20 protein-coding genes are annotated in these 17,148 nt (G+C 37.7%); 12 read left to right on the top strand and 8 right to left on the bottom strand.

Going from position 1 to position 17,148, the window contains the following annotated elements:
- Window positions 1-10: 10 nt before the first annotated feature.
- Window positions 11-568, top strand: a complete 558-nt coding sequence (sigX, locus tag H4J38_RS14385; protein WP_182132714.1) for an RNA polymerase sigma factor SigX — start codon at window positions 11-13, stop codon at window positions 566-568.
- Window positions 569-626: 58 nt separating this feature from the next.
- Here the strand turns inward: sigX and H4J38_RS14380 are convergent, their stop codons facing one another.
- Genes H4J38_RS14380 through H4J38_RS14370 form a run of 3 tightly spaced genes read right to left on the bottom strand, consistent with a single transcriptional unit; the run spans window position 627 to window position 3,989 of the window.
- Window positions 627-995, bottom strand: a complete 369-nt coding sequence (locus H4J38_RS14380) for a YdbL family protein (protein ID WP_182132712.1) — start codon at window positions 993-995, stop codon at window positions 627-629.
- Window positions 996-1,004: 9 nt separating this feature from the next.
- On the bottom strand, window positions 1,005-1,187 hold the full coding sequence (locus H4J38_RS14375) for a YnbE family lipoprotein (protein ID WP_081149901.1): 183 nt from the start codon (window positions 1,185-1,187) through the stop codon (window positions 1,005-1,007).
- 9 nt (window positions 1,188-1,196) lie between these two features.
- Window positions 1,197-3,989, bottom strand: coding sequence for a YdbH domain-containing protein (locus tag H4J38_RS14370; protein ID WP_182132710.1), 2,793 nt, complete (start codon window positions 3,987-3,989; stop codon window positions 1,197-1,199).
- Between the two features lie 229 nt (window positions 3,990-4,218).
- Here H4J38_RS14370 and H4J38_RS14365 point away from each other — a divergent pair, with 229 nt between their 5' ends.
- Entirely contained in the window at window positions 4,219-4,896 is a 678-nt protein-coding gene (locus H4J38_RS14365) for an alpha/beta hydrolase (protein WP_182132708.1), read from the top strand.
- A 17-nt stretch (window positions 4,897-4,913) separates the two neighbouring features.
- The gene (locus H4J38_RS14360) at window positions 4,914-5,084 is read left to right on the top strand and encodes a hypothetical protein (protein ID WP_182132707.1); all 171 of its coding nucleotides are present in this window, start codon (window positions 4,914-4,916) and stop codon (window positions 5,082-5,084) included.
- A gap of 158 nt (window positions 5,085-5,242) precedes the next feature.
- Here the strand turns inward: H4J38_RS14360 and H4J38_RS14355 are convergent, their stop codons facing one another.
- Together H4J38_RS14355 and H4J38_RS14350 are read right to left on the bottom strand one after the other, a co-directional pair.
- Window positions 5,243-5,836, bottom strand: coding sequence for a DUF938 domain-containing protein (locus H4J38_RS14355; RefSeq protein WP_182132705.1), 594 nt, complete (start codon window positions 5,834-5,836; stop codon window positions 5,243-5,245).
- A gap of 66 nt (window positions 5,837-5,902) precedes the next feature.
- Window positions 5,903-7,030 carry a GNAT family N-acetyltransferase gene (locus H4J38_RS14350; protein WP_182132703.1) on the bottom strand — a complete coding sequence of 376 codons (1,128 nt, stop codon included), beginning with the start codon at window positions 7,028-7,030 and terminating at the stop codon, window positions 5,903-5,905.
- A 187-nt stretch (window positions 7,031-7,217) separates the two neighbouring features.
- On the opposite strand from H4J38_RS14350, the gene H4J38_RS14345 reads away from it, so the two are divergent.
- The 7 genes from H4J38_RS14345 (at window position 7,218) to H4J38_RS14315 (ending at window position 12,414) form a co-directional block, all read left to right on the top strand.
- Window positions 7,218-7,796, top strand: a complete 579-nt coding sequence (locus H4J38_RS14345) for an SOS response-associated peptidase (protein WP_182132701.1) — start codon at window positions 7,218-7,220, stop codon at window positions 7,794-7,796.
- Window positions 7,797-7,853: 57 nt separating this feature from the next.
- Window positions 7,854-8,210 (top strand): DUF2750 domain-containing protein, encoded by a 357-nt coding sequence (locus H4J38_RS14340; RefSeq protein WP_182132699.1) that lies wholly within the window; start codon window positions 7,854-7,856, stop codon window positions 8,208-8,210.
- A gap of 161 nt (window positions 8,211-8,371) precedes the next feature.
- The gene (locus H4J38_RS14335) at window positions 8,372-8,974 is read left to right on the top strand and encodes a DoxX family protein (protein ID WP_182132697.1); all 603 of its coding nucleotides are present in this window, start codon (window positions 8,372-8,374) and stop codon (window positions 8,972-8,974) included.
- A 302-nt stretch (window positions 8,975-9,276) separates the two neighbouring features.
- Window positions 9,277-10,698 carry a COG3014 family protein gene (locus tag H4J38_RS14330; RefSeq protein ID WP_182132695.1) on the top strand — a complete coding sequence of 474 codons (1,422 nt, stop codon included), beginning with the start codon at window positions 9,277-9,279 and terminating at the stop codon, window positions 10,696-10,698.
- Window positions 10,699-10,732: 34 nt separating this feature from the next.
- Window positions 10,733-11,209, top strand: coding sequence for a YcfL family protein (locus H4J38_RS14325; RefSeq protein ID WP_182132693.1), 477 nt, complete (start codon window positions 10,733-10,735; stop codon window positions 11,207-11,209).
- Window positions 11,210-11,227: 18 nt separating this feature from the next.
- Window positions 11,228-11,830, top strand: a complete 603-nt coding sequence (gene lpoB, locus H4J38_RS14320; RefSeq protein WP_182132691.1) for a penicillin-binding protein activator LpoB — start codon at window positions 11,228-11,230, stop codon at window positions 11,828-11,830.
- 116 nt (window positions 11,831-11,946) lie between these two features.
- Window positions 11,947-12,414, top strand: coding sequence for a glycine zipper 2TM domain-containing protein (locus H4J38_RS14315; RefSeq protein WP_182132690.1), 468 nt, complete (start codon window positions 11,947-11,949; stop codon window positions 12,412-12,414).
- 56 nt (window positions 12,415-12,470) lie between these two features.
- On the opposite strand, the gene H4J38_RS14310 is transcribed toward H4J38_RS14315, so the two are convergent.
- Complete coding sequence (locus H4J38_RS14310; RefSeq protein WP_182132688.1) at window positions 12,471-13,553, bottom strand: endonuclease/exonuclease/phosphatase family protein; 1,083 nt, start codon at window positions 13,551-13,553, stop codon at window positions 12,471-12,473.
- 317 nt (window positions 13,554-13,870) lie between these two features.
- Here H4J38_RS14310 and H4J38_RS14305 point away from each other — a divergent pair, with 317 nt between their 5' ends.
- Window positions 13,871-14,050 carry a DUF6435 family protein gene (locus H4J38_RS14305; RefSeq protein ID WP_182132686.1) on the top strand — a complete coding sequence of 60 codons (180 nt, stop codon included), beginning with the start codon at window positions 13,871-13,873 and terminating at the stop codon, window positions 14,048-14,050.
- A gap of 292 nt (window positions 14,051-14,342) precedes the next feature.
- Here H4J38_RS14305 and H4J38_RS14300 read toward each other — a convergent pair whose 3' ends face one another.
- Window positions 14,343-14,528, bottom strand: coding sequence for a DUF6435 family protein (locus tag H4J38_RS14300; protein ID WP_182132684.1), 186 nt, complete (start codon window positions 14,526-14,528; stop codon window positions 14,343-14,345).
- Window positions 14,529-14,572: 44 nt separating this feature from the next.
- Here H4J38_RS14300 and H4J38_RS14295 point away from each other — a divergent pair, with 44 nt between their 5' ends.
- Window positions 14,573-14,773: a hypothetical protein gene (locus tag H4J38_RS14295; protein WP_182132682.1), complete on the top strand. Its 201-nt coding sequence runs from the start codon at window positions 14,573-14,575 to the stop codon at window positions 14,771-14,773.
- A 138-nt stretch (window positions 14,774-14,911) separates the two neighbouring features.
- On the opposite strand, the gene H4J38_RS14290 is transcribed toward H4J38_RS14295, so the two are convergent.
- On the bottom strand, window positions 14,912-16,993 hold the full coding sequence (locus H4J38_RS14290; RefSeq protein ID WP_182132680.1) for a S9 family peptidase: 2,082 nt from the start codon (window positions 16,991-16,993) through the stop codon (window positions 14,912-14,914).
- Window positions 16,994-17,148: the final 155 nt, after the last annotated feature.

The following is a 17,148-nucleotide window of genomic DNA, read 5'->3' as shown; positions in this document are numbered from 1 at the left end:
TACTTTTCATTTGAATTCGTTTAACGAACGCCAGCTCGTTGCTTTAGTGCAAGAGGGGTTACCTTATGATACGCGCTTTTTTCAGCAGCTGATCACCCCATACTTGCCTAAATTAAAAGGCTATTGTGTAAAAGTGCTTGGTAATCAGTCTGACGCTGAAGAGGCTGTGCAAGAAACTATCATTAAAGCCCTGACAAATTTGAAAGGGTTTAAGTGGCTAGTTTCATTTAAGTCTTGGTTGTTTAAAATAGCGCATCATGAGTGTATTAATAAAATTAGGGAGCGTCGTTGGGATATAATTCAATACGATGATGACTACCTTGATACCCTTGAAGCTAAATTACCCGATGAAGATGATATAGCTATTTTGATTTCAACAATGCTTGAGAGCTTATCTTTTGATGATCGTAATATTATGTTGTTACGCTATCGTACAGGATTAGAGTTTCAGGAAATTGCAGACATTTGTGAAATGAAACTTTCAGCGATAAAAATGAGACACAAAAGGGTTATTAAATTTTTGACCCGTCAGATGGACTCTGACAAAAGTAAGGTTAAACCCCATTAACTAAGGTTATTAGATTATAAGCCAAATAAAAAGGGGCTAATTTGCCCCCCTTATGTTGTTATTGTTTTTTTACCCATTGCCCTGCAGCATTTTGAATAAAGTGACCTGGTTGAGTTTTACTTAAAGCTTTTTCACCGGCTAATGCGGTAACTTGGGCCAAAGTGATTTTATTTTTACGCGCTAAGTTAAGATAAATGCTTTTACGCTTTTCGTTAACACTCGCCACTAAACTTTGCGCTTCAGCACTATCTACCACAACACCTAGATAACCATTTTGCATTTCGCCAATTAGGCCATGTTGTTTCGCATCGTCAAGTGAAATAGCCCATGCGGAAAATGCTATAGTGGTAGCAAATAGCGCAAAAGTTAATGTTTGAGCTATGTTTCTGGCTCCGCGTTTGATGATGTTACTTGTAAGTTTATTCATAATTACTCCCTAAAATACGTCGCTATCGTCACTAAAAATGTCATCAAGTTGTCTGTCGACTTTTACTTTGATTTCATGATCAATTTTTAAATTTAAATTAATCGTGATGGGCTCTTTGGCGCTAACTTCTACCCTATGTGTACAGCCACTTATTATAAAAATAGCTAACACTGTGGTTAGTATTTTATTCATACTTACTCCTTAATGTTTTTGTAAACCTTTGATAATACGTTCTTCAAATTGCTCGGTAATTGACATTGATTCAAGCAAGCCTAATAAGTCATAGCTTAAGTTTAAGTTAAGATTTACATCATTGTCGATGTCTGGGTTTCGACCTTTGATTACCGTCTGCAATAACATATAGCCGTCGTCTGCCATTGAAACATCAGAGGACAGTTGATGATAGTGTAAGTTCTGTAGTGCATCAAACGCTAACTGTAGTTGTGTGTTACTGGCTTTAAGCTTCTCTACAGCAGGATTATTTATCACTTGAATTAAGCCATTACTAACATTATGTAATTCGCCTTTTTCAATGGTGTATTTTTCACCATCATAACGAATAGGTAACTTCCCCGATATATTGCCGGTAACCACAATACCTTGCTTTTTGTCTAACGCCAACACTTGCTCTAAGTCTATACGAGTAAGCTGAACGTCAACTGAATGTTCTTGATCTAGTGGCCATTGAATTTTTGGAATGGCAAAACTACCACCTAAAATATCACCTTTGAGTTTTGTTGCTGAAAATTTAAAGTCTTTTTGATAACGCCAACTGGTGTTAATTGACAGTTTAGATATTGGCGTTGGGGTATCTATTAATGCCACTGTAAGGTTCTCTGATGAGTTTTCAGTTGAGCTTTCTGTTGCATAATCCAGCGTACTAAACTCACCATTTAAAAATTGAAAGTTTTGCTGCCAATTTAGCTCTTGTATCCATATACCTTCTATTTCACCACTCAGTGATGTTATAGCGACAGATAAGGCTATGGGTGTGTTATGAATGTTTTTTAAATCAGTTACTTGACCTTTTACATTGTAACTTAAGGCACCTTCAACTAAGTCAACTTTCTTGGGTAATTTAATATTTAACGAGAGTAGTTCAGCTAGCTGTAAATTCTTTGCCGTTAATACGAAATTGGGTTTGTCTATCGCCCCAGATACGGCTAAACCTCCTAACGGTACATTGTCGGCAGTGGCAGCAGCAAGTATTTTAATGTCATTTAAATTACCGGTAACTCCAGTATTTATAGCCAACATTTTTATTTCAATACTATTGGCGGCACGTAAATTTTTAGCTTGAGTATTCAGGCTTAAATTTAAGTTAATGCTTTGCTTTTCTTTGACTTGAACGTTGTTTTTAACTTGCATATGACTTTGTATTTCTACATCGCCTTGTACTTGAGTTGATAATTTTTTGATCGAAAATAGCTTTTTATCGGCTTTATTTTGTTTTGTAGGCATTGCAATGTTGTTGCTGACCAAAGAAGAGTCTTCATCAAAGCTTATGGATGTTTTTGCGTGGTTTTGGCTAATAGAACCTTGCAGTTTTAAGACTAAAGGTGAGTGAGTATAATTATTGATTGCTGAAAGTAACAATGAACTATCAAGCTTAAAGTTCAATTGAGCGATTAACTGGCTTTCGTTTTGCGTATTTTCTTTTGCCATGCTTTCTTTGGGTAGGGTAATACTAACATTTTTCTTTTTTAGGTTATCACGCTCAGTGATATTACTTTGAACGAGCGTAGGTGAATTATTTAGGTTATGAGTAATATCGCGGTTCAGATAATAATTTAGGTCTAACTCGATATTATCTAAGTTCAGCTGATGCACTAGCAGATCGTTTTTTGCCTCTAAGGTCAGGCCTGATAAAGTCATTTGCTGATTGCTCAGGTTATAAGTTAATTTGCCTTTTGGGCTGAATGTTAATTGGTCAACTGGGTTGTCTGTTAGTAGCTTAATAATTTCAGCAGAAACGAGTTGCTTGGTTAAATAATCAAGCAAATGTTGATGGCTAAATTGTAACTGTAAGGTGTTGTCTTTTTGAAACTCAAACTTCGCATTATGCTTGCTCTCTTGGTTATCTGCTGCGTGGTTATTTACCGCTAGGTTAACTTGGCTGTGCATATTAATCGCGCCGGTTAGCGCAAAAGGACCACTGCCTTCAATACCTTCACCAGCGATTGATAAACCTTTCAATTGGCTAGCTATGGTTAATTGGCCTGCTTGATAATTTACTACGCTTTGAAGCTCGCCGCTGGCTGCAACGATTTCTAAAGTGTCTATTACTGCTGGCGACAAAGGGAGTTTATGAGTTAATAAAAAGCGCTTTAACGGATTTAAATGGCTAGAAAGCTCAGCCGTTAACTGTTGTTCTTTTGGATTTTTAATAGAAAAGTTAACGGCCAACAAACGAGTATCCTGAAAATCTTTTAATGAAAGCTCTACTGTATTTTGTACTACTGAAAATCTTCCTGAATAGCTAGCTGTTTTTGTTGCATTGTTAGTACCTTCTTTAAAGCTACTTTCAACTGAGAAAGGTGAATAGTGCAGCTCTGTAACATTAATGTTAAAAGGTAGGTTAGCCTCTGAAAGTTGTGTTAAATAGATATTAAGTTGTTGTGCTAGCGTTGTATCGTTACTTTCTTGTGGACGATTTTTGAATGCAGTGAATAAATTTGCTGTGCCTTTAATTGTCGCGGAGGCAATATCGATACGTTTAATTTTTTGCTCAGCAGTTAAATCAAACTTTATAGTCATATCTTCAAGGATAATTTCTGCTTTCGAGGTTTGCAGACATAAACGACTTACTTCAAGTTTTAAATCTGTAGAGAGTTTAAAGTCTAAACAGTTAATTTTTACTTGATACAGTGCCAGTTGCTCTTCACTGAAATCTTTTAAAAGTGCAACGCGGGCAAGATAGACTAAAACGATAGTGCCCAACATTGCGCTTAGTAGTATGGCAACAGCAAGTGAGCTTTTTTTTGCGAATGTCATTGGCTTGTTTTCATTCCTTCATCCATGGTCAATGTCGTTTTAATCCGTTTGAGATAAGCTACTTTATTGATGTTAAGTCATAGTATCAATCAAAATCATTGATTTAAATACACAGCTAGAAATAGCTCACGACAAAATTATTATTTTCTCCTGCATGAGCATATTTTAATTAATCAGTATAAACGTTATGATATCGGCATTTTACTGTAACGACTATAAAGAGAGATGCATGTCTGCTGTCCCATTAGAACGAATTACCATAGAACCAAACTTACCTGCAACAACCTGTGTTATTTGGTTACATGGCTTAGGCGACTCAGGTGCGGGATTTTCGCCCATAGTACCGGAGCTAGGTTTACCTAAAAACCATGCGGTACGTTTTGTGTTTCCTCATGCGCCAGAGCAGCCTGTGACCATTAACCAAGGTTATGTTATGCGTTCATGGTATGACATTAAAAGTATGGTTCTGCATAATCGTGCAGATATAGACGGTGTGCTTGAGTCTGAAGTGAAAGTGCGCGCATTAATTGCCGAGCAAGTTGCCGGTGGCATTCCTGCAAGCAATATTATTTTAGCCGGTTTTAGCCAAGGCGGTGTGATGAGTATGTTTACCGGTTTGCGTTACCCTGAAAAGCTTGCGGGTATTATGGCGTTGTCATGTTATTTACCTAACGCTGATGCATTGCCTGAGCAACTAAGTGCAGCCAATAGTAATACTGAAATTTTGCAACAACACGGCGATAACGATGATGTAGTGCCATTAAGTGCGGGCAAAATGGCCAATACCTTACTTAAAGCGAAAAACTACCCGGTTAAGTGGCAAACTTATCCAATGGCGCACAGTGTTCACCCAACACAAATTCGTGATATTGCCAGCTGGTTAACGGCACGTTTAAATCTAGCGTAATCATAAAGGACGATATAATGCCCGAAGTTAATGTTAAACTCGTTTTTGAAAAAGAAAACAAAAACAGTATCCGATTCAAAGAAATACCAGAGCCTGGTAAGGCTGAAGTTGTGGGTAGCGTATATTTACAGAAGTGGCTTGCGGGTGACGCTAAGTCGATTGAAATTTCAGTGAAAGTGCCAGATTAGTCGCTCTTAGTAAACCACTACAAGCTTATCTATTCTTAGTTAACTAAATTGTTATCTGAAATAGTTGGTGCCTAACTATCGAATATAATAATGCGCGAATTCACCTATACCGCGCATTTTTCTTTTCTACCACAATTATCCATACCAATGGGTAAGGCTTAATCTATCTTGCTAAATTCCAATAAACGATTATTTGCCGGCATGGCGTGATCGTATTCTAGCGACAAACCTGCACTCTCAGCTAATGCTATTATGGCTTCAATATCGCGAATCGCACTTTGGCTATCACGTTCTTTTAGCCAGATATCAAAGTCGGCATTACTTTCACTGGTGTACTTGCCTTGATAATTAAATGGCCCATAAATACACAGTTTTCCTTGCTGATTTAAATGTTGTGATACGCCACTAAAGAAAGCTTGTACTAATGGCCAACTTACAATGTGTAAAGTATTAGCGGTGTAGATGGCGTCAACTTTTTTAATAGGCCATGGGTGGTTTAGATCAAGTTCAACAGGGTGAAGCAAGTTACCTGCAGGGTACTCTTTTAACCATTGGCTGATGCCTTGATGATTTAACATCATGTCACTGGTTTGCCAACTCAACCACGTCATGTTTGGTGCAAAATAGACCGCATGTTGACCCGTGCCTGAGCCGACTTCTAAAACAGTTTTACTTTGGCTAAAGGTATTGACTAACCGTAATAAAATCGCGGTTTTATTATTTTCGCACGCTTGGGAAAAGGGCTTATTCATGATTTATTACTCAAGTGTTTACACCAATGATGGCTCAAATTTTTATTCATATTGTTACTAATGTGGTTAACGACTTTCATCGTTTGAATTAAAAGGCAATAGTTGCTGGCATTGCGATTGATAAGTGCGCATTTGTTGCTGTTCTTGCAAACAAAAAGCTTTAATAGCCGGTTTGAATCCCGCATGTTTAATCCAATGGTATGAGGTGGTCAGTTTAGGTTCAAAGCCACGTTGTATTTTATGTTCACCTTGCGTTCCTGGGTGAAATAAACTCAACTTATTATCAATACAAAACTCTATGCCTTGGTAGTAACACAACTCGAAATGCAAATTATTGTACGACTTTGTGCAACCCCAGTAGCGACCATACAAATTTTTGTCGTCAAAAAAGAACCAAGCACAGGCGATGTCTTCACCATTGCAGCTAGCGATGATCAGTAAAATATGTTCAGGTAACTTTTGTATTATTGATTGAAAAAATTCAAAAGATAAATGTGGCGTATGTCCGCGTTTTAAATATGTTAGCTGATAAGTTAAATAGAAAAATGCTAATTCTTCTTTGCTAATATCTTTGCCAGTAATACGCCGAACTTCGATGTTTTGTTGTGTTATTGAAAGGCGCTCTTTGCGAGTGTTTTTTCTTTTTCTGGCGGTAAAACGGGAGAGAAAATCTTCAAAATCTCGGTAGTTATAATTAAGCCAATGAAATTGAACAGTGTTGCGTTGGTAAACATCGTCTGTTTCTTGCTGTGCTGGCGAGCAATATAATAAATGCCAACTATTTAACTGTTGATGTTGGCAATGGTGAGTTAACACCTCAAAAACGTCGGTAAGTGCAACATTGTTGGCGAGAAGTTTATTGCTAGTTACTGGCGTTAATGGCGTGGTAGCAACTAGTTTCGGGTAGTACGGAATATTATGTTGCTGATAAGCATCTGCCCAAGCCCAATCAAAAACATACTCTCCCCATGAATGAGATTTAACGTACATAGGCAATATCGCGTTAACTTCATTGTTATCATTGTTACGTAATTGTAAATGATGAGGTTGCCAACCTTGCTCATTAGAAACCGAGCCACTGCTTTCCAAACACTGGAAAAATTGATAATTTGAAAACACTGAAGGATCACGGTTTAGCCGTTGCCAGTCTTGTTCAGTAATATCAGAAATATTATTTACAATCTCAATTTTCAATGACTGTTCTGTTACTTATGTTACGAATATCTGCAGCTTAACAGATGGTTAATTTAATAGGTATACCTGCTCCACTTCAATATGCTGCTTAGTTTAGGGTTGATTTTGAAACTTGAAGTTACTATTAACAACTTATTAGATGATAATATTCATCTATTGCTTAAGCATCAAAGACAAGGATAAAAGCATGTGTGGCAGGCTTAATATTATTGACCATCCGTTATGTGAAATTGTAAGCAAAACGACAGGTATTAACTTTAACAGCGAAAGTAATGACAATTTGTGCCCAAGTGAATATGTATCCACAATTGTTCAGTCGCAGGAACAACTTAGCCAAGTTAACATGCAATGGGGTATTCAACCATCATGGTCTAAACGCTTATTGATCAATGCTCAAAGTGAAACAGTAGCAACTAAACCAACATTTGCCCAAGCCTTTGCAACACATCGCTGTTTAATACCTTGTAGCGGTTGGTATGAATGGAGAAAAGAAGGTAGTAAAAAGCAAAAATATTACTTTAGTCATGTGCAGCAGCAACCATTATATATGGCAGGTGTTAGTTATTATGGCGCTAAAACACAGCCACAAGTGGTGACATTAACCACCAATCCAAACTCCATGTGCGAACAATATCATCATCGTATGCCGGTGTTAATTTTACCTGAAGACATCAATGCTTGGTTGCAGCCTTGCAGCATGAGTTCGCATTTATCGCCATTAATGTCAGCTATTCCTAATGAATATCTCTGTGTCGCAACAAGCTAACAACTAGAGATACAATTCACGTATAATATAAAAAACGTTATTAAGGTATTAGAAAAAATGAGCACAGAAACAACATTAGAGTCATTTTTAAAGCAAGTTAAAGACACCCAAACCCTTTGGGCGTTACAAGACAAAAACAGCGAAGATTGGGTGGTACTTGATTCAGTAAACTTCGAAAATACGGAAGTAATGCCACTTTGGTCAACTGAAAAACTTGCTAATAGCCATTGTGTTCAAGAGTGGGCTGATTATATACCCGCTGCGATTACGGTTGCTGATTGGATGGAGTTTTGGGTTGAAGACTTACTAGAAGACGGTGTTATTATCGGCCTTAACTGGCAGGAAGATGAAGCATGTTTTGAATTAGAATTACCTGAATTTACTCAAGCATTAGCGGAAGTGGAAACCTTATAATAAGTAAAGTTAGCTATAGGGTGATAAACTTTATTTATAGTTAAATTACTTATTAAACTGCTTTAATGTGCGTTTTATTAACAAATTTTGAAATTGCTCAGTAACTTATCGGGTCAAATAAAATAGTTCCCCATAAACAACTAAAGCAAACAGGAATAAACATGGTAAAAGCACTATTAAACAAAGGTTACTGCATATTAAATTCCACGAAAAAGTTGGATTTTCTTGCTCCGCTATTATTACGTTTGTATTTAGTGCCTATTTTTTGGATGGCGGGCACGACTAAAATAGACGGTTTTGACAATATTGTGCAATGGTTTGGTAATGACGATTGGGGCTTAGGTTTGCCGTTTCCATATATTCTCGCTATTTTAGCCGTTGGTGCGGAAGTTATTGGAGCCATTGCATTATTACTGGGCTTAGGCGTACGTTTAATGGCTATTCCTTTGATGATTACCATGTTCATCGCTATGACATCAGTGCACGGACAATATGGTTGGCAAGCGATTGCAGATGCCAATGCGCCATTTGCTAATGAGCGAGTAGAGGCAACTGTTGAGAAAAAAGAAATGATTATTTCTATTTTACAAGAGCATGGTAATTACGAGTGGCTTACGAGTAGTGGCAATATTACTATTTTAAATAACGGTATTGAATTCGCAGCGACATATTTTATTATGTTACTGGCATTGTTTTTTATCGGTGGCGGGCGCTATGTCAGTTTGGACTACTGGTTTAAACGCAATTTTATATCAACGACTTAGCACACGAAAACAGCACACTAATAAAATAGATATAGCATTTACATTGGAGCATATTTAATTAATATTCAGTGTTAAGTCACTATTAGCACTTATTGGTAACCCTGCCAATAAGTGCATCACTATACTGCGATAATGTTCCATATTCTCCGCCCTTAAATCAAGTTTTCTGAAATTTTTCAACAAAGTAAATATTGCTACTAACCTTAAATAAGCTTACTTTTACTTATAACTACATTTTATATAGATTTGTTGATAGAAACTTAATTAAGCGCAGTAAACTTTTATGGAAATAAGTTAATTCAATGTTCAAGTACCTACCTAAGCGTATTCTTGTAACCGCAATTATCAGCGTTTTATCAGGTTGCGCAACATTTCAACTCACCGATCTTTTTCAGGGCTACAACAGCCAAATGAAACCGGTGAAAGCTGCACAGCGACAAGGCGACTTTCTTAAAGCGCAAAACCTACTGGGTGAACGTGAGCAAAGCAATAATACTTATGTATTAAGTTTGCTTGAAAGAGGGCGCTTACAGTTTTTAGCCGCTAATTGGCCCGCAAGCCAAAAAACCTTTGCCCAAGCTTATGTTCAAGTTGAAAATCAACGTAACAAGGCAAAAATTCAAATTAGTAAAGGCTTTGAAAATTTAGGTGCTGTGGTCAGCAATGATAATGCTACGTCTTATGAAGTACCTTATTATGAACAAGGTATGTTGCACAGTTACCAAGCGTTAAACTACTTATTTCAACATGATTTATCTGGCGCGTTAGTTGAGATTCGTCGCGCGAATTTGGTACAAGAGAACGCGCTTAAAGCTTATAAAGATGAACTTTATAAGGCACAAAATGAGTTACATAACTCAGGTATGAGTACCGATAGTTTACAAGGTGGCTATCCGAGTATGGTTAGTGCCATTGGCAAGGTGAAAAATGGCTTTCAAAATGCTTTTACCTTTTATCTTTCTGGCATTTTGTATGAAGCCAGTGGTGAATTAAATGATGCCTATATCGATTATAAACGTGCAATAGAAATCTACCCAGAAAATAACTATTTACAGCAAGATGTTTTGCGCTTAGCAACCAAGTTAGCTATGCAAGACGATTTAGCCAGCTTCCAACAACGTTTTGGAAAGTATCAAGCGCGAGATTCAAAAGGTCAAGGACAAGTAGTTGTGCTTGTTGAGCGTGATATTATTAATAGTAAGCAAGATGTTGGCTTAAACCTGCCGGTAGGTCGAAGTAATTATGGATTAAAGTTTTTCAGTTTTTCTTTACCCGTTTATGAAGGGGCTTTAACACAACACAGCAAAATTAGCTTTAAAAGTACTGAACAAAGCTATCAGTCAAATGAAATTGTACGTATTCAATCGCTAGCGGCGAAAGATTTAAAAGATCAACTACCGTCACTATTAACTCGACAAGTGGTGCGGGTTGTTGCCAAAGAACAAGTACGACAAAAACTTAGCCGAGAAGCGGGTGATGTGGGGAATATTTTAGCCAGTATTTATAATATTGCTTCTGAAAAAGCAGATACTCGAAGTTGGTCTACGTTACCTGATCAAGTTGATATAGTGCGCATGGATTTACCGGCGGGTAAGCAAGTATTGCAAGTGCAGGTCAATGGACAACAAAAACATATTGAAGTAGATGTACAGCCAAATAGAATTACCTTAATCAATTATTCCGCTATTGGTAGCTATACTAGTTATCAAGTGATTAATTTATAAAAAGTTCTAAATGAATAATGAATCAGGAGGAAATATGTTAACTAGCAAAAATACGCTCTGCACTCGTCAAAAAATTACTGGTAGCTTAGCGGTGATATTAGTCAGTGCTATTGTTATCGCAGGATGTGCAAATAAAAAGCCTCCTGTAACCGCTGGCACAGGTACCAGTGCCATGACGCAAGGCGATGACTTTAGTAAACACCTTGAAGTACATAACACTGATTTAGCGAAGCGATTATTTATCAGCGACGTTAAATCACGTAAAAGTAATGACTTACTGGAAATAAATCTAACATTGACCAGCCGTTATGAAAAATCGCAAAAATTACAGTATCATTTCAACTGGTTTGACGAAGCGGGCTTTGTTATTGAAGCAGGTAAAACACCTTGGGTTCCTTTAGAATTGCATGGTAAACAATCAACAACTTTACGAGGGTTAGCGCCGAATATTAATGTCAGCACTTTTAGTGTTTATGTTCGCGAAATCCCTGAGAAAGCATACAAATATTAATCGTTAAGGAAAAGCATTATGAATAAATTAGCACTGGTAACAACACTTGGCTTAACTCTAGTATTCGCAGCGGGTTGTGCTAATAAATCAGTAGTTCGCTATGGTGATGCCACCGCAGTAGAAACTACTGATATTAACTTTGGTTCAACTGATTTACAAAAAGTTGCAGCCCAAATGACCGATTCTTTACTGTTATCGCCCGTTGTTGGCACATTAACGCAAAACACTCGCCCGGTAATGTTTGTAGAACGCCTAAAAAACAAAACCAGTGAGCATATCGATACTGAGTCAATCACCGACTCTATTTCTACCAAGCTTTTGCGCTCTGGCAAGTTTCGCTTTGTTGATATGGGCCGAGTAGAAGCAGCACGTGAACAACTTAAATTTCAACATGACGGGGGCATGGTTGACCCAAATAAAGCCACACAGTTTGGCCGCCAAATCGGCGCGCAATATATGTTATATGGCAACTTATCGAGTATCGTAAAAAGTAACCAAGATAAGTCAGACGTTTACTACAAATTTACACTGCGTTTAATGGACCTTGAAAGTGGTTTAGTCGAATGGGCAGACGAAACCGAAATTCGTAAAACCAAAGCGAAAGAATCGGTGGGTTGGTAAGTTTAAAGCTAGATATATAATGGATATTACCATTAAAAATTAGATAGCTACTTAAATAAAAATTGATTCCTAAGTAGCTAACTAAAGATGTTGTTTATCAAGAATAAGTGGGCGAAATGAAGATAATCACTATATCGTTAATTTGTTGGTTGGCACTAATCCCATTTGCTAATGCGGATTATGAGCGTAATAAAGCTGTGCCAGTTGAAAAAGTGTTATTTGGTCAAGTAACGTCAGTTCGTAACATTACTGAGCAGGAGCTTATCCAAGATAAAAACTCCGGTTGGAAAACTTTTGGTGGCGCATTAATAGGTGGTGCAATTGGCAATCAATTTGGTAGCGGTGGTGGCCGAGGTGTAGCAACAATATTAGGTGCTATTATTGGTGGTTCAATAGCTCATGACAAAACTCCAAAATACCATGAGAAAACCCTGCTTTTAGTTGAGCTAATGATCAAAGTGCATAACGGTGATGAATATATGGTGATACAAGACTTAGATCACCGTATGTTATTTCAGCGAAAAGATGATGTTCGCATGATTTATCTCGCTAATGGCACTGTGCGTATTGATAAACAAATGTAACTTTAAGTGGTTATCAGCTAATAATGTCTTTAAAGCAAAAGCAATAAGCTTTAGTTTCATTCAGCAGGCGTTGGCACATCATTTTTACTGACTTGTTGTCCATCAATGATTTCTTCTGACCATTCTTCTTCTTCCGGTTCAGCTTTTATACCTTGCTGTTTACTGCCCTGTGGTGAAGTAAATGATAATCTAGTTAGCAATGGAAAATGGTCCGAATCAATCGAGGGTAAGCGTTGAATATCGTGCAGAGTAAAGTGCGAGCTGTGAAATAAATGATCTAATGGCCAGCGGGCAATCGGGAAATCTACGTGAAAGGTGTTAAACGAGCCACGACCTACGCGTGGATCTAATAAACCACTAATTTTACGAAATAATCGAGTAGTTGCAGACCAAGCAACGTCATTAAGGTCGCCGGCTACTATCACCGGTTGGTTACTCTTGGCAACACTTTTCGCAACCATCACTAATTCTGCATCTCGTTCAGCCGATTCCGCATTTTCTGTTGGGCTAGGCGGCGCAGGATGAAGAAAATGGGCGCGCACTTTATCGCCTGTTCGTAGCGTTAAACACACGTGTATCGATGGAATATCTTGCTCAACTAAGTAGCATATTTCTTGTTCTTCTAGTGGCAGTCGTGAATAAACGTGCATACCATATAGGTTGTCGAGCGGGCATTTAACGTTGTAAGGCATATCTGTTTCAATGACTTTGAGCTTGTCTTCCCACCATTGGTCAGATTCTAACGTAACGAGCACATCAGGTTGATGTAGATTAACTAAGTCGATTAACGCATCGGCGTTACGATTAGGGGTTAATACGTTCGATGTCAGTATGCTCAGTTGTTTATCCGCACTGTTATCACTAGAAGTTTGAACCTCTTTGCGCCATAAACAGGTAAAAGGTAATATCCACCACAATTGCCAGAACAAACAAACAGCAGTTGCAAAAATTAAGGCTTGAGAGGTTACTGTATTTCGATCTAGCAACAGCAGTTGGGCAATCAGTAAAGCAGCGGCAAATATCATAAACTGCAAACGCGGGAAGTCCATACCTCTGATAATCCAATGCGGATTTCTCCATAAGGGTAGCAAGGTAAATATGAGAATAAGCAGAGTGCAAAGAGCGAGTATTTGTAACATATTGGATTTATTCTTAAATAGTTAGGTTTATATTATACCAATCAGATTAAATAATTTCTCCCTTGGCGATAATATAAAAATTACTCCCCAAAGGTTTCTAATCCCAATTAAATTTCCATCTTGAAGTGGTTTAAATACCATAGATAACAACTAAAATCGCCTCACTATTTTTCGTGTAAGGAGTAACAAACAATTGCCGGTTAATTAGTACCAAGTTCATATTTGATCAATTTTTATTAACGAAAGTGCAATTAATAAAAACTAAAATGCCTTTTAAGTCGTATAATCTAAAACAACTTACCAAATAGTCATTATTTATGTTTTCAATATTTAAGTCAGATCCATTAAAAAAATTAAACAAACGCTATGAAGCTAAACTTGAGCAAGCTATGCATGCCCAAAGAAACGGCGATATTAAAGGTTATGCCATGATCACTGCTGAAGCTGAGGAAATAGCGTCTCAAATTAAAGCGTTAGAAACTTCAAATAATAGTTGAGTTTATTACACTTTTTGTTTGGTTGTTAATTGACCTGAACAGTTGGTTTATATGCCAGAAATAATGGAAAATTAACTATGTTGCCTCTCAATAGTGCTTATTTATTATATTCACATTATTAACTTTAATAAAAATAAGCTATTTAAATTCAATGTATATACAGCACTTATAATATTTTTCTGAATTAAACCTTAGTAATTTCATCGAGCTAGTTTAATTGCAATATATTACTTTATGAATGAATTTATCAGTTCAAATATAATAGAGGTAAACGGCTGATTTATCTTAATAGCTAAGGTAACGATTTTGCAGGCTTTTCTAATGCTTGTATTTTTTGTCTAATGCTCAATGCTTCTTCAGTGAATATTGAGAAAGCGCTTATATCGCCTTTTTTTTGTGCACAAATAGCTTTTGTAAGTTTCTCTTCATAACTTTTGTTTAATTTTTTAGTTGCGTGATTGCTAAATAATGAAAACATATAAATATCCAGTCAGTTACTTATAAATTTATATACGTATACAAATGGCTTTTGGTTTTCTATTCTTAAAATTAAATCATACTCGCCCCTCTGTTGAGGTGGTCATTAAACTCGTTTCTCAAATACCTATGGGTAAGCTTGGACTACCAGGTGAAGTTGTGGGATTGATGGAATTATTGGTGTTTGATATAGGCAGTTATATCACGGGTAAGTGCATCGAAATTGACGATGTTTTAACGCGTTAAGGTATGCTTTCTATAGTTCTAAAGCAAACTGGAGTTTGGATTCAGCCATTTAAACTTTTTAATTAATTGATTTTTATGTAGTAAGCTAATGTGCGGCAGGTGTATCAAAAGCCGCACATCTATTTTATGCTATTAATCTTACTTCGTTGTTTTATTCTGCTGATCTTTTTTCGCTATGTCATATTTAGCAAACCAGCCCATAATATTATCAGTTTTAGCGATTAAACGGCTAGGGCGTGCCGCAATATAATGGGGTGCACTGGGCACTCGAATTAGTGCGGTATCTACACCTAACATTTTAAGTGCAGTATAGAACTGCTCAGCTTCCCATGCAGGTGTTCGATAATCTTCTTCTCCTACCATCATTAAAGTTGGGGTTTTAACTTTATCAACGTAGCGAATAGGGGAAAACTTTAGAAATGCTTCAGGGTTAGACCAAGGGTCTTCACGTATCCAATGACGTCTAACATAAGGGGCAATATCACCGGCCAATGCCATTGTCATCCAGTTAATCACCGGCTTTATCGAAGCTGCTGCAGCAAACCTTTGGGTTTTGGTGACAATCCAGGCGGTTAAAATACCGCCGCCAGAGCCGCCAGTGACAAATAGTCGTTTATCGTTGACATATTTACGCGCCACTATTTCATCCACCACACTCATTAAATCGTGATAGTCATTACCTGGATAAGCGCGGTCAATTTCTAGTGCAAAGTCTTCACCATAACCTGTTGAACCACGAGGATTGGCCCAAACAGTTACATAGCCTTCAGCAGCGTAACGTTGCATCTCGCTAGCAAAGTAAGGGCCGTACATGGTGTATGGTCCGCCATGTATCTCTAATATCATTGGAAAGCTACCATCGGCTTTAAAGTCGGGTGGAAAAGCGACCCAAGCTTCAATTTCTTTGCCATCATGACTAGATTTTACTTTGATCTCTTCAACTTTTGCCATCTCAAGATAAGGCAGTAAATCATCGTTCAGTTTGGTTAAAATTTGTTGCTTTTTGCCTTTATAATCGCTCAAGCCAATTTCGGCTGGACGATCAGAAAATCCTGCCATATAGGCAATTTTAGGTTTACTTTGTTGACTGATAGAGAAACTACCATTGGCATAAGGACGCCCAATGGAACCACCACCTATTCCAGTAAATACTTTTGACACCTTACTTTTTAAGTCAGTACGATACAGGCTAATAACCCCGTGATCTTCAGACGAAAATAACAGAGATTTACTCGTCGACTCCCACTTTATTTGACCGATACTTCCTGAGAAATCAGCGGCTATTTCTCGTGCTTTAGTTCCATCTGCGTTCATGATGTACAAATTACTTTGCTGATAGGACAGCACTTTATCATCATAACCAATATAGGCGATATATTTGCCATTGGGCGAAACCTCAGCGCCAGCATCTGGACCATCTCTATTGGTTAATGCCGTTATCGACAAATCAAGCAATTCGATGGCGTATATCTCGCTTTCAATGATATCCATGTCTCGGTCTTTTGCCGTGTTACCTGTGACTAGAAGCGTATCTTTATCTAACCAAGCTGATGCATTCATATCTGCATCGCCATGGGTTAACTGGCGGGGAGAGCCACCTTCAATTGGTAGCGTAAATACTTGCGTGGTACCTTCAGCTAAATAACCTCTTCCATCAAATCGAAATGTGAGATCGTCATATAACTTCATGGCATCATTCCATTGTGCTCCCTCGGGCTTATCAACAGCTGTGGTAAAGCTCGGACTTTTACCTTTGACAAACATATTAAAAGCAATATGTTTACCATCAGGAGACCAAGTAGCACGTGACGGAGCGCTAATAAATTGGGCTAATGAAATACTTCGGTCTGATTGAGTATAAAACAGCCTTAATTCAGGCTTACCGTCAGTTGCGCTAACAAAAACTAAACTTTTTCCGTCTGGTGACCATCGAGGAGAATGAGAAGGCGCTTCGCTATCAATTAAGGGGAGGTGTGTACCATCAGAAATATCGATCAGCCATATGTGGCCTTGGTCTTTATCGCTCATTCTGTCCATTGAGTGACGTACATAAGCAATGTGCTTACCGTCGGGCGAGATCTGAGGGTCGGTTGCATATTCCATATCAAATACCCGCATTGCACTAAAGCGGTTCGATGGAGTGTTGTTTTCAGTGGCTAAACTGTTGGTTAGAGTAAACAGTGAAGATAAAACTATAAATACTAAATAACTGTAGCGCATTTTTGATCCCCGTTATAAGTTTTTTAGCGAGTGGATTTACATTGTAATGATATATACAGACTTGGTAATAATAGCTTAGAAACAAGCATTTAATCAAACATGACCAGGTATATACTATGGAGAGATGTTAAGTGTTTTGTGTTTGTGACTTATAG

Source organism: Colwellia sp. BRX10-3 (assembly GCF_014077505.1).
GTDB lineage: Bacteria > Pseudomonadota > Gammaproteobacteria > Enterobacterales > Alteromonadaceae > Cognaticolwellia.
Note: the sequence above shows the minus strand (reverse complement) of the source record. Positions and strands in the feature narration are given on the sequence as shown.